A 12,491-nucleotide genomic window follows, 5' to 3' on the forward strand; every position below is an offset into this window, starting at 1 on the left:
CACTGCTGGCTGTTTTTTCTTGTCTGGATTGCTCTGCATGGAACTCCTGTTACTGGTCTGGCGCCAATACCGCTGGCCGTTTATCGCGGTGATGGCATTGAGCTTGCTCAGCGCCGCGCTGGGTATTGGGCTTATCGCCTTTATCAACCTGCGTTTGATTGAAACTGTTGATACCACCCTGATGGTGCTGCCGGAATTTCTCGGCCTGCTGGTCCTGCTGATGGCCGTCACCCTCGGCTCGCAGCTGGCGCTCACGACGCTCGGTCACCACTTTGTCTACCGCCTGCGCAGCGAGTTCATCAAGCGGATTCTGGATACTCAGGTTGAACGCGTCGAGCAACTGGGCAGCGCCTCGCTGCTGGCCGGACTGACTAGCGACGTACGTTCGATCACCATCGCCTTTGTGCGTCTGCCGGAGCTGGTGCAGGGGATCATCCTGACCTTTGGATCGGCGGCCTATCTGGCCTGGCTCTCCACCAAAATGCTGGCCATCACTGCCCTGTGGATTGCGATCACCATCTGGGGCGGCTACCTGCTGGTGTCGCGCGTCTACAAACATATGGCGGTGCTGCGCGAAACCGAAGATAAGCTCTACAACGACTATCAGACGGTGCTGGAAGGGCGCAAAGAGCTGACCCTGAACCGCGAGCGCGCCGAGCACATCTTCAATAATCTCTATATTCCGGATGCCCGTGAGTATCGCCACCATATCGTGCGGGCCGATACCTTCCACCTGAGCGCGGTCAACTGGTCGAATATCATGATGCTGGGGGCGATTGGCCTGGTCTTCTGGATGGCAAATAGCCTCGGCTGGGCGGATACCAACGTCGCCGCGACCTATTCGCTGACGCTGCTGTTCCTGCGCACGCCCCTGCTCTCGGCTGTCGGTGCGCTGCCGACCCTGCTCAGCGCCCAGGTGGCCTTTAACAAACTGCGCAAGTTTGCCCTGGCGCCGTACAAACCTGAGTTCCCGCGCCCTGAGGCCTTCCCAAACTGGCAGACGCTGGAGCTGCGCAATGTCACCTTCCAGTACCAGGACAATGCATTTTCCGTCGGGCCGGTAAATTTAACCCTTAAGCGCGGTGAGCTGCTGTTCCTGATTGGCGGCAACGGCAGCGGCAAATCGACGCTGGCGATGCTGCTGACCGGCCTGTATCAGCCCCAGTCAGGCGAGATCCTGCTGGACGGTAAACCGCTCAGCGCTGAAAAACCGGAGGATTACCGCAAGCTCTTCTCGGCGGTGTTTACCGACGTCTGGCTGTTCGATCAGCTGCTGGGCCCGGAAGGCAAGCAGGCCGATCCGGCGCTGGTGGAGAAGTGGCTGGCGCATCTGCAGATGTCCCACAAGCTGGAGCTACAGGATGGTAAAATCCTCAACCTCAAGCTGTCAAAAGGGCAGAAGAAGCGCGTGGCGCTGCTGCTGGCGCTGGCGGAAGAGCGTGACATTATTCTGCTGGATGAGTGGGCTGCCGACCAGGACCCACATTTCCGTCGCGAGTTTTACCAGGTGCTGCTGCCGCTGATGCAGCAGATGGGCAAAACCATCTTCGCCATCAGCCATGACGACCACTACTTTATCCATGCTGACCGTCTGCTTGAGATGCGCAGCGGCCAGCTGACGGAACTGACCGGCGCTGAGCGTGATGCCGCGTCGCGTGATGCGGTAGCCCGTACCGCCTGAGCGTAACTGTGCCGGGTGGCGGCTTCGCCTCACCCGGCCTGCGATCTTGTTTTCCCCGCCTGCTGTTTTTTTAACCTCTCCTCTCATCCGTTTATTAAAATTTACACAACCCCACGCTATGCTTAATGCCAACTTATTTAATGGATTGATATTTAATGTCTGGATTAACCAAAAACAGCGCAAGGCTGCGCGATGAAGAGCGTGCGCGCCTGATCTGGCTGATGACCACCGACAAAGCGCTCACTTCCACCCTGCTGGGTAAACTGACCCTGGCTGAGCAATATGATGTCGGGACGTTAGCCGACGATATTGCTGAGGTAGGGGCGCTGGTAGCCCATTTGCCGCCGCCGGATCTCGCCGACACCCTCGAAGCGCTGCCCTCGGAAGAGCGCCACGCTTTGTGGCGGCTGGTAGAGGATCACGAGCGCGGTCAGGTACTGCTGGAAGCCTCTGAAAACGTCTGGGACGATCTGATCGACGAGATGAGCGACCAGGCCATTCTCGACGCGGTACGCACCCTGGATATCGACGACCAGCTCTACATGGTCCAGCACCTGCCGCGCAACCTGACCGGACAGTTGCTGGCGTCGCTGCCGCCTCAGGATCGTGCCCGGGTCCAACAGGTGATGCACTATGAGCAGGACCGCGTCGGCGCAATCCTGGAGTTCAGCGTCATTACGGTGCGCCCTGACGTCACGCTGGGCGCGGTCCAGCGCTACCTGCGACGTCTGGGCAAAATGCCAAAGAACACCGATAAGCTGTTTGTGACCTCACGGGATAAAACCCTGCTCGGCGAGCTTGAGCTACAGACCATCCTGCTTAACAGCACTCAGACCCTGGTCAGCGAGGTGATGGAAACGCAGCCGATGCTCTTTTCCCCGGAAGATGACGCCGAAAAAGCCGCCCGCACCTTTGAACGTGACAACCTTCTCAGCGCGGGCGTAGTAGACCCGGCGGGTAAGCTATTGGGGCGCCTGACCATCGATGAGATCGTCGACGTGGTCTACAAAGAGACCGATAACGATATGCGTGCCCTCGGCGGGTTAAGTGCCGAAGAGGATGTCTATGCCCCGGTGAGCAAGGCGGTGAAAACCCGCTGGGCGTGGCTGGCGATCAACCTCTGCACCGCCTTCATCGCTTCACGTGTCATTGACGGATTTGAACACACCATCTCCCAGCTGGTGGCGCTGGCCTCGCTGATGCCCATCGTGGCGGGCATTGGCGGCAATACCGGTAATCAGACCATCACCATGATCGTGCGCGCCCTGGCGCTTCAGCATATTCAGCCGGGCAACTTTACCTTTCTGATCCTGCGTGAGCTCGGCGTGGCGCTGATTAATGGCCTGGTGTGGGGCGGCATCATGGGGGGCGTGACCTGGTGGCTGTACGGCGATATGGCGCTGGGTGGGGTAATGACTCTGGCGATGGTGCTGAACCTGCTGGTGGCGGCGACGATGGGCGTTCTCATCCCGATGATCATGACCCGCCTCGGGCGCGACCCCGCAGTGGGGTCGAGCGTGATGATCACCGCCATTACCGATACTGGCGGCTTCTTTATTTTTCTTGGGCTGGCGACACTGTTTCTGCTGTAACGGCGTGTTTGCGTCGCAGGCGGGCAGGGAGGATCACCATCATGATAATCCCGCCTACCACGCCAATTGCCAGGTTGCCGGTTGAAACGGTGGCCCCGACGGTCACCAGCATCACCAGCGTTTCCGCAACCGGCGCGCCTTTCACCGTGGCAGGGCGAATGCTCTGCCAGTTGAAGGTCTTAATGGCGACAATCGCCATGATCCCCGCCAGCACCGCCATCGGAATTTTCGCCATCACTTCGCTCAGGGCGGTAACCAGCACCAGCAGTACCAGCCCGGCGGCAAAGGTGGAGACGCGGCTGCGGCCTTTGCCCATTTCGACGTTAACAATGGTCTGACCGATCATCGCGCAACCGGCGATCCCGCCAAAGAAGCCCGCCATGATATTGGCCACGCCCAGCCCCATGCTCTCGCGGCGCTTGCTGGACGGGGTTGCCGTCAGCTCATCCACCAGCTTCGCGGTCAGGAGCGACTCCATCAGGCCGACAAAGGCGATACTCAGGGCGCAGGGCCAGATAATGCTCAGGGTGTGCAGATTCAGCGGCACCAGCATCTGGGTGATCCCCGGCAGCCCGCCGCCAATTGACCCTTCATCCCCCACGGTCGGCAGCAGCTGGCCGCTGGTGACGGTATAGAGCGTCAGGACCACAATCGCGATCAGCGGGGAAGGGATACTTTTAATGTAGCGGGGCGCCCACAGCACAATCAGCAGGGTCAGGACGAACAGGCCGACAATCAGCGGGCTTCTGCTCCAGAAATGCGGCACCTGGGCAAAGAAAATCAGGATCCCGAGGGCGTTAACAAACCCGGTCATCACCGCCTGGGGAATAAAACGCATCAGACGCGCCATTCCCAGCGCGCCGAACAGGATCTGGATAAGCCCCGCCAGCAGCACTGCCGGCAGAATATACTGCGCGCCATGCTGATGCACCATCGGCCCAATCACCAGCGCCACGGAGCCCGCAGCGGCAGTCACCATTGCCGGGCGTCCGCCCATCACCGACAGCGCCAGGCACAGCACCACCGAGGCAAAAAGGCTCACTTTCGGATCGACGCCCGCTACCACGGAAAAGGAGATCACCTCCGGAATAAGCGCCAGAGCGGTGATCACACCGGCCAGCGTTTCACGCATCAACAGCGACGGAGAGCGCAGGACGGCAAGAGTATGGGGAGAAGCGTGTGTAGGAGACATAATTCTTCGCAGGTTAGTGGCAGAAGGCTGGATCTGTGCGGCCGATCACAAAGGGCAGCATAGTAACGGGAAATCGCGCGCGTTTCCAGCGCAGCAAATGCCATATCCCTACAAATACCGCGACATTAATTATCATAATTACAATAATTATTTAACCTTTAAACAATATTTAAATATTGCTACCGTGGCGCCGCACTCGACCTCATCTGCATAAATAGCGAACAAACGCGTATTACGAAGGCATTAATTATGAAAAAAATGACTGCCCTGCTGCTGGCTGCGGCGGCAAGCCTTAGTGCTGTCTCCACGGCGGCGAAGGCTCAGGCATCGCAAGAGCAGGAAACGGACGTTCTGTTAATTGGTGGCGGGATCATGAGCGCCACGCTGGGAACCTATTTGCAGGAGCTTCAACCGGACTGGTCCATGACCATGGTTGAACGCCTGGACGGCGTAGCGCAGGAGAGCTCTAACGGCTGGAACAACGCCGGGACCGGCCACTCCGCGTTAATGGAGCTGAACTACACCCCACAGAAGAAAGATGGCTCCATCAGCATTGAGAAAGCGGTGGAGATCAACGAAGCGTTTCAGATCTCTCGTCAGTTCTGGTCTCACCAGGTGAACAGCGGTGTGCTGCACGATCCACACAGTTTCATTAACACCGTCCCGCACATGAGCTTTGTCTGGGGAGACGACAATGTGAACTTCCTGCGCGGACGTTATGCTGCTCTGCAGCAAAGCTCGCTGTTCCGCGGCATGAAGTACTCCGAAGATCACGCCCAGATCAAAGAGTGGGCGCCGCTGGTGATGGAAGGGCGCGACCCGAACCAGAAGGTGGCGGCCACCCGTACCGAAATCGGTACCGACGTTAACTATGGCGAAATCACCCGTCAGCTGGTGGGCTCTCTGCAAAAAAAAGAGAACTTTACGCTGTCGCTGAATACCGAAGTGCGCGGCTTTAAGCGCAACGCGGACAACTCCTGGAGCGTGACCGTCGCCGATCTGAAGCACAATGAAGAAGAGCACGTCATTAAGGCGAAGTTTGTCTTTATCGGTGCGGGCGGCGCGGCGCTGAAGCTGCTGCAGGAGACCGGTATTCCGGAAGCGGAGAATTACGCGGGCTTCCCGGTTGGCGGCCAGTTCCTGGTGTCGGAAAACCCGGAGGTGGTGAATCGCCATCTGGCGAAGGTCTATGGCCAGGCGTCCGTGGGCGCACCGCCGATGTCGGTGCCGCATATCGATACACGTGTTCTCGACGGTAAGCGCGTGGTGCTGTTCGGGCCGTTCGCCACCTTCTCGACCAAATTCCTGAAGAACGGTTCGCTGTGGGATCTGCTCAGCTCCACCACCACTTCAAACGTGGGTCCGATGGTTGATGTTGGTCTGGATAACTTCGATCTGGTGAAATACCTGATTAGCCAGGTGATGCTCTCCGATGACGATCGCTTTGCGGCGCTGAAAGAGTACTATCCGGAAGCGAAGAAAGCGGACTGGCGGTTGTGGCAGGCGGGCCAGCGCGTGCAGATCATCAAGCGTGATGAGGAAAAAGGCGGCGTGCTGCGTCTGGGCACTGAAGTGGTCAGTGATAAAGAAGGCACTGTAGCCGCGCTGCTGGGAGCCTCCCCGGGCGCCTCCACCGCGGCACCGATTATGCTGCACCTGATGGAAAAAGTGTTTAAAGACAAAGTCGCCAGCCCGGAGTGGCAGGCGAAGCTGAAGACCATTATTCCTTCATACGGTACGGCGCTGAACGGCAACGTTGAGGCCACCGAGCAGGAGCTGGAGTACACCAGCCGCGTGCTGCAGCTGAAGTATGAAAAACCGCAGGCACCGGATGCGGCGCCTCAGCCTGAGGCACAGGCGACCTCCCAGCCGGAAAGCAAACCGGTTGCGGATATCGCACTCTGATATTAAAAAGCCGGGTGATTTACCCGGCTTTTTTTATTAGCGCGTGACGGCGCTTTCTACCTTCTCGTCAGCCTGCCAGATACGGTATCTCACCTCGATATTCGCAGGCGTATAAACCACAATCGGCAACTTACTGTTGTAGCGCAGCAGGCTATGCTCGCCGAGATTCGCGGTTATGAATTTTGTGGTCTTTTTCCCGTCCGGACAGGCCATCATGGTGGAAACCGGCGAAGTGACCTTATCAAAGATGTAATAGTCATATCCCCAGCCTTCCAGCGTCTTGCTGGTTAACTGACCGCCGAGGCGGTGCGCGTTGCAATCCACCTCCAGCGTCTGGCCGATCAGCAGTTCCACCTTGTAATTCGCTTCATCTTTCTGCTCAGGCAGGTCAATGACCTGGCGCTTCATCCCCTGTTCCGCCTGCGGGTAGGGGGCCGTTTTACTGAGCGGCTGGTCAGCAGGGGTGGCGTATGCGCTGGCGCAGGTCAGAGCCAGCAGAGTGATGAGACTTTTAGCGGCGTTTTTCACAGTGATTCCTTTTTATGTCAAACGGTGGCCATACACTACCATGAATGGTGTTTTTTACCTTAATTTTATTTTTAACTGGTTTATATAACTGGTAAGTGCCTTGTGATTTGGTTTTAAATTCTGTATTGGCCCCGGGGGAACGATCGTGGTAGGGTGAGCTGCAATCATTGTTATCTATCTGTGAAGGAAACACGCATGGTACGTAATAAACTCAACACCCCGGCGGGGAAAAAATTTCTGCTGGCACTGCTGACGGTTTTTCTGATCGCGGTGATGGGGGTAGGCCGTGTGACTATTATTGGCGTGGTTGAGCAGTACAATATCCCACTGACGGAGTGGACCACCAGCATGTACGTGCTGCAGTCGGCGATGGTGCTGGTCTACAGCACGGTCTTTACCGTGCTGCTGGCTATCCCGTTGGGCATATTTTTCCTCGGCGGGAGCGATAAACACTGAGTCGCCAACGCGATTAATGCCTGTTTCACTCCTGTGCCGTTTTCGGGTTAAATGATTTTTTCCCCGTTTACAGGAGTGGAGCATGGTTTCCCGGTTTTCCACGCTGAGCCGGATCCCAAAAGGGGTCTGGGTTGTTGGCGGCGTCAGTATGCTGATGGATATTTCATCGGAAATTATCCATAGCTTGCTGCCGCTCTTTATGGTGACCACCCTGGGCGCCAGCGTCATTTTCATTGGCCTGATTGAAGGGCTGGCGGAAGCCACCGCGCTTATCATTAAGGTTTTTTCCGGTGCCATCAGCGACTATCTGGGGAAACGCAAAGGGCTGGCGCTGCTGGGCTACGGTCTGGGTGCGGCCAGTAAGCCGCTGTTTGCGATCGCCTCGTCGTCGGGGATGATCCTCGGGGCGCGTCTGATTGATCGGGTAGGAAAGGGGATCCGCGGTGCCCCCCGCGACGCGCTGGTAGCTGACGTCACGCCGCCGGAACTGCGCGGGGCGGCATACGGGCTGCGTCAGTCGATGGATACCATTGGCGCGTTTCTCGGCCCACTGCTGGCGGTCGGCATGATGCTGCTGTGGAACGATGATTTCCGCACTATCTTCTGGATCGCCGTCATCCCCGGCGTGCTGGCCGTCTTACTGCTCTTTGTGGGCCTGCATGAGCCCGCCACGCCTGTTGCCCATAAACGGTCCAATCCCATCAAAAAAGAGAACCTGAAACGCCTCGGCGCCAGCTGCTGGTGGGTAATTGGCCTCGGCGCTGTCTTTACTCTCGCCCGTTTCAGTGAGGCATTTCTGGTGCTGCGTGCCCAGCAGGCGGACATTCCGCTGGCGCTGATCCCGCTGGTGATGGTCGCCATGAATCTGCTATACGCGTTTTCGGCCTATCCGTTTGGCAAACTCTCCGATGCCATGAGCCATACGCGCCTGCTCCAGTGGGGACTGGCGGTGTTGATCGCCGCCGATATTGTACTGGCGCTGAGCACCCACTGGATCGGGATTATTGCCGGCGTGGCGCTGTGGGGCATCCATATGGGGATGACCCAGGGGCTGCTGACCGCGATGATTGCGAAGACGGCACCCCCCGACCTGCGCGGTACGGCGTTTGGCCTGTTCAGTATGGTGAGCGGCGTGGCGCTGCTGGTTGCCAGCCTGGGGGCTGGCATCATCTGGGAAACGTGGGGCGCGGAATATACCTTTTATGCCGGGGCGACGATCTGCCTGCTGACGCTGGGATATCTGCGCAACCCCCCGCGGCGTTGTAAAGCGCGCAAGCGCAGAAAAATATTGCGCAAATCATTCGAAGCGTGAGTGCCGTTTTGTTACCAATGTGGTCCTTTCTATCAGGAGATACTTATGAAAAGGACCACACTTTATACCGCGATGGCGTCAGCCCTGCTGTTGCCGTCACTTTATGCCCATGCAGGCCCGCAGGCGCACGTGGTTTGTGCTTATAGCCATACTCTGGGCGATGACGCCATTATGATGTTTGGCAAAACCAACCAGGCGATGTGGCACGACTTTTTCGGCAACACCCGCACGGACGCCCATTCGACCTATCAATCACTGCGTAAGCAGTCAGAAACCACCTGCGATAACAAAGCCGACAGCTCAGCTTACTGGGCGCCGTCGCTGCGCCTGCCGGACGGGACGGTGGTTCAACCCGCCTACCAAAAAACCTATTACCAGGCGTCTAACGTGGAACAGTTCCCGCTCAGCCCATTTCCGGCAGGGCTGGCGCTGCTGGCGGGCGATCACCACGGTACCGGGCCTAACGCCCGCATAACCTTTTTATGCGCTAACGGCAGAGGCTACAGCAATAAAGTCGGTGAAGTGTGTGGGCTGAGAAAAGCCAAAGATGCGGTGCAGTTTAATATCGGGATCCAGTTCCCTAACTGCTGGGATGGTATCCACCTGCAGCCGCACCATGGCATGGCGAATGCGACCTACGATGTGAAAGGGCAGTGCCCGTCCGGCTATCCGGTGAAAATCCCGACGGTAAATATGAACGTGGCCTGGGTGCTGCACGGGATCACCTCCCTGGATACCGCGAAAGCCCAGCTGTCGCTCGATCCCACCATGAATGGCGATGTGCGCGAAGAGCACTGGGGCAGCCTCTATACCGCCCACGCCGACTTTATGAATGGCTGGACTGAAGAGGGTGCCCGCTTTATGACTGAGATGTGCATGAATCAGGGCATGGACTGCGGCACTAACGTCCCCTACGGCTATTCAAAGGCGCTGGCAAACGTCTGGGTGAGTAGCGAGACGCCAGATACCCCGGTACCTGGGGCGCAGACCTTGCTGGTGCAGGATAACTGGAAAAACGGCGGCCGCACCCGTAACAGCGAAACGATGAGTCTGGTTAAGTTTACGATCCCTGCGCTGCCTGAAGGCCAGGATCCTTCTCTGTTCAAATACCGGGTGCGGATCTATGGCGGAAAAGTCGAGGCTAACGGCGCGGATCAGATCTTCTTCTATCCGGCGAGCAACGACTGGGATCCCGCCACCGTCACCTGGAAAAATCGTCCGGCCTGTAACTACTCGTCCGATGCGCTGCTCTATCTCAACAACAAGCGCGAATACCGGATGGTGGATGTCGACAAGGCGGTGCGCAAAGCGCTGGCGGCGGGCAAGACTGAAATCTCCTGGTATATCGGTGGCGACCGTCAGGGTAATCACTATCAGTTCAGCCCTGCCTCTTCTAAAGAGAGCCTGATACTGATGTTGACCGGGTACAAGCATACCCCGGAAATCTAATCAGCAGCATGTTCGTGCAAAAGCCAGCCTGCCATCGGGCTGGCTTTTTAGCCATCTCTTGCAGGCATAAAAAAACCAACCGCGAAGGTTGGTTTTTTTTGGGGAAATTTTGGTCGGCACGAGAGGATTTGAACCTCCGACCCCTGACACCCCATGACAGTGCGCTACCAGGCTGCGCTACGTGCCGACACGTGAAATTTATACTACCTATTTCCGCGTTTAATGCAAGGGTGGTTCTGGCTAACTGATTAATATTAAATCAATTTGCAATGAACCGTTTCTCATCCGTCAGCACCTGTAGCAGCAGGCTTAACTGCGGCGTCTGGTCGTTGAGTTTCTCACCCTGCGGGTTATAGGTTTTGTAATTACCGTTGCTGTTCAGCACCAGCGTCAGGGTTGGCGTTGTAACGGCCAGCGTGTTGTTGCTGGCAGCCGTCACCCAGTTATGACGACGCGTTGCGCTGAACAGATCCTGACCCTGGGAATACTCATTGGCTGGCGTGCTGACGTGGAGCAGACGCTGCATGAGGGTAGTCATCACATCTTTATGATCGGTCAGCATGTTAATGCGCTGGGATGGCGTACCAGGCCAGTGGATCACCAGCGGAACATGCAGGCGAGGGCGCGCCCAGTCGACATCGTTGCGCTCGCTGCCCAGCGGCACACCGTGACCGGCGGTGATCACCACCACGGTATTCTCCAGCTTGCCCGATTCCCGCAGCGCGTCCAGCACCCGGGCAATCTGGGTATCAACATTGCCTGCGGCCTGCGCATAGCGGCGGTTAAAGGTTTTCTGGTTGCTGTCATCCAGCGTCGTGCCGTTCAGAGCAACCCAGGAGAACCAGCGGTTGTCGTCCTGCGCGTAACGGTGAAGCCAGCTGATCCACTGCCCGGCGGTCTGTTCGTCGGACTGGCTTTGTGCGGTCGGCAGAGAGAAGTCGGACAACAGCGCCTGGCGATAGAGCGGACTGCTGAAGCCATCCGAAGAGAACAGCCCCAGCTGGTAGCCCTGCTGGTTGAGCCCGGTGATGAGCGCGGCAGGGATACGCGATGACAGCACGCCGTCCATATAGCCAGGTGAAATGCCGTAGAACAGGCCAAAGATCCCGGCATCGGTTGAGTTACCGGAGCTCATGTGCTGAGTAAAGTTGATGTTCTTCTCGGCGAACTCCGCCAGGGCTGGCATCTGTTTCTCAAAGCGCGAGTAGTTCAGACCGTCGACGGTGATTAACAGGACGTTTTGCCCCTGACCCATGTCACGGTAGCGCAGATCGCTCAGCGGATATTGTACCGATACCGCTTCAGGATCCCCTTGTTCAATCAGGCGGCGCTGATACTCCTGGGCATCCAGCAGACCGTGTTTCTCCAGGAAACGACGAGCGGTCATCGGATAGGAGAGCGGCAGGTTCGCGCGCTGCATGGTGATGGGGCGGTAGAAGTTAGCGTCCGCCCAGATATACATAAAATGCGAGCCGATAAAGGCGACAAAAAAGAGGGCGGCCACCGGTTTGGCATAGCGACGGCGCCGCGTCAGGCTGCGCAGTTTTTGCCAGCTCCAGGTGGCAAACAGCATCTCAATCAGCAGGATAATCGGCACGCTGATAAACATCAGCTGCCAGTCGCGCGCCGTTTCGTTCTGGTCGGGATTGATCACCAGTTCCCAGACGACGGGATTAAGATGCAGGTGAAAACGGGTAAAGACTTCGCTGTCGATCAGCAGCAGCGTCATGCCTGCGGTGGCGAGGATAGCGGAGATAAACCGCATCAGCCGCTGTGACATGACGATAAACGTCAGCGGGAAGAGGATCAGTAAATAGGTGGAGAAGACCAGAAAGCTGAAATGGCCAATGACGCTTATCCAGGAGAAGACCCGTCCGGCAAGCGTCGTCGGCCAGTCGGCGACAAACAGATAACGACTGCCAAGCACCATCGCCAGCAGAATGTTAAACAGGGCAAACCAGTGCCCCCAGCTAACCATCTGGGAGACTTTTTCACGGTAGCGCTGACGATTCGTCACCATAAACTGTCGTTTGTTTCCCTTAGTGCGCCTGGTCGTCGTTAACCGAGGACTGTAAGGCCTGAGCGAAAGATTTCGCGATCGCCTGGCGCTGGGCCGGCGCAACGCTGGTATTGATAAGGTTAGTCACCATATTTCCCAGAACCATCAGGGAAAGGTCGGTCGGCGCCTTATGTTTTTCCAGTACGTTGAGCAGCTCACTGAGCATTTGTTCAACGTGTTCATCACTGTAGCGGGAGAGTTGTGGCATAAATCTAAATCTGTTTGTGGAGGAAAGGGCAACATATTAACGTAGCAACAGCTTTTTTTCCCCTTTTTTATCTTCGGTTGCATACATGACTGGGGGGTGGTTGAATACG

General features: G+C 57.2%; 9 protein-coding genes, 1 tRNA gene and 1 pseudogene. 6 read left to right on the plus strand and 5 right to left on the minus strand.

The features are described 5' to 3' along the window. Positions 1 to 37: 37 nt before the first annotated feature. Both B3X29_RS00530 and mgtE read left to right on the plus strand, forming a co-directional pair. Complete coding sequence (locus B3X29_RS00530) at positions 38 to 1,681, plus strand: multidrug ABC transporter permease/ATP-binding protein (protein ID WP_159339607.1); 1,644 nt, start codon at positions 38 to 40, stop codon at positions 1,679 to 1,681. Positions 1,682 to 1,836: 155 nt separating this feature from the next. Continuing rightward, positions 1,837 to 3,273, plus strand: a complete 1,437-nt coding sequence (gene mgtE, locus B3X29_RS00535; RefSeq protein WP_103180395.1) for a magnesium transporter — start codon at positions 1,837 to 1,839, stop codon at positions 3,271 to 3,273. On the opposite strand, the pseudogene B3X29_RS00540 reads toward mgtE, so the two are convergent. Continuing rightward, positions 3,236 to 4,526, minus strand: a pseudogene (locus B3X29_RS00540) (SulP family inorganic anion transporter). The gene mgtE and the pseudogene B3X29_RS00540 overlap by 38 nt on opposite strands. A 188-nt stretch (positions 4,527 to 4,714) precedes the next feature. On the opposite strand from B3X29_RS00540, the gene mqo reads away from it, so the two are divergent. Then, a complete protein-coding gene (gene mqo / locus B3X29_RS00545) occupies positions 4,715 to 6,370 on the plus strand; it encodes a malate dehydrogenase (quinone) (protein ID WP_156654927.1) in 1,656 nt (551 codons plus the stop codon). A gap of 36 nt (positions 6,371 to 6,406) precedes the next feature. Here the strand turns inward: mqo and eco are convergent, their stop codons facing one another. Beyond that, complete coding sequence (gene eco, locus B3X29_RS00550; protein ID WP_159339605.1) at positions 6,407 to 6,898, minus strand: serine protease inhibitor ecotin; 492 nt, start codon at positions 6,896 to 6,898, stop codon at positions 6,407 to 6,409. Between the two features lie 195 nt (positions 6,899 to 7,093). Between eco and B3X29_RS00555 the strand changes: the two genes are divergently transcribed. The 3 genes from B3X29_RS00555 (at position 7,094) to B3X29_RS00565 (ending at position 10,115) form a co-directional block, all read left to right on the plus strand. Further along, positions 7,094 to 7,354, plus strand: a complete 261-nt coding sequence (locus B3X29_RS00555; RefSeq protein WP_039031021.1) for a DUF2534 family protein — start codon at positions 7,094 to 7,096, stop codon at positions 7,352 to 7,354. An 82-nt stretch (positions 7,355 to 7,436) separates the two neighbouring features. Then, a complete protein-coding gene (locus tag B3X29_RS00560) occupies positions 7,437 to 8,666 on the plus strand; it encodes an MFS transporter (RefSeq protein WP_159339604.1) in 1,230 nt (409 codons plus the stop codon). Positions 8,667 to 8,711: 45 nt separating this feature from the next. Continuing rightward, entirely contained in the window at positions 8,712 to 10,115 is a 1,404-nt protein-coding gene (locus B3X29_RS00565) for a DUF7594 domain-containing protein (protein ID WP_103180387.1), read from the plus strand. A 110-nt stretch (positions 10,116 to 10,225) separates the two neighbouring features. On the opposite strand, the gene B3X29_RS00570 is transcribed toward B3X29_RS00565, so the two are convergent. From B3X29_RS00570 to B3X29_RS00580, 3 genes are all read right to left on the minus strand, one after another. Then, positions 10,226 to 10,302, minus strand: a tRNA-Pro gene (locus B3X29_RS00570). Positions 10,303 to 10,374: 72 nt separating this feature from the next. Continuing rightward, positions 10,375 to 12,135, minus strand: coding sequence for an LPS biosynthesis-modulating metalloenzyme YejM (gene yejM / locus B3X29_RS00575; protein ID WP_103180385.1), 1,761 nt, complete (start codon positions 12,133 to 12,135; stop codon positions 10,375 to 10,377). A 19-nt stretch (positions 12,136 to 12,154) separates the two neighbouring features. Beyond that, positions 12,155 to 12,382 (minus strand): YejL family protein, encoded by a 228-nt coding sequence (locus tag B3X29_RS00580; RefSeq protein ID WP_032612681.1) that lies wholly within the window; start codon positions 12,380 to 12,382, stop codon positions 12,155 to 12,157. Between the last annotated feature and the right edge of the window lie 109 nt (positions 12,383 to 12,491).

Source organism: Leclercia sp. UBA5076 (assembly GCF_002416465.1).
GTDB lineage: Bacteria > Pseudomonadota > Gammaproteobacteria > Enterobacterales > Enterobacteriaceae > Enterobacter.

What these genes read in the sequence shown, in the direction of transcription:
- B3X29_RS00530 (WP_159339607.1), top strand. Translation starts at nt 38, where the DNA reads ATGGAACTCCTGTTACTGGTCTGGCGCCAATACCGCTGGCCGTTTATC.
- mgtE (WP_103180395.1), top strand. Translation starts at nt 1,837, where the DNA reads ATGTCTGGATTAACCAAAAACAGCGCAAGGCTGCGCGATGAAGAGCGT.
- mqo (WP_156654927.1), top strand. Translation starts at nt 4,715, where the DNA reads ATGAAAAAAATGACTGCCCTGCTGCTGGCTGCGGCGGCAAGCCTTAGT.
- B3X29_RS00555 (WP_039031021.1), top strand. Translation starts at nt 7,094, where the DNA reads ATGGTACGTAATAAACTCAACACCCCGGCGGGGAAAAAATTTCTGCTG.
- B3X29_RS00560 (WP_159339604.1), top strand. Translation starts at nt 7,437, where the DNA reads ATGGTTTCCCGGTTTTCCACGCTGAGCCGGATCCCAAAAGGGGTCTGG.
- B3X29_RS00565 (WP_103180387.1), top strand. Translation starts at nt 8,712, where the DNA reads ATGAAAAGGACCACACTTTATACCGCGATGGCGTCAGCCCTGCTGTTG.
- yejM (WP_103180385.1), bottom strand. Translation starts at nt 12,135, where the DNA reads ATGGTGACGAATCGTCAGCGCTACCGTGAAAAAGTCTCCCAGATGGTT.
- B3X29_RS00580 (WP_032612681.1), bottom strand. Translation starts at nt 12,382, where the DNA reads ATGCCACAACTCTCCCGCTACAGTGATGAACACGTTGAACAAATGCTC.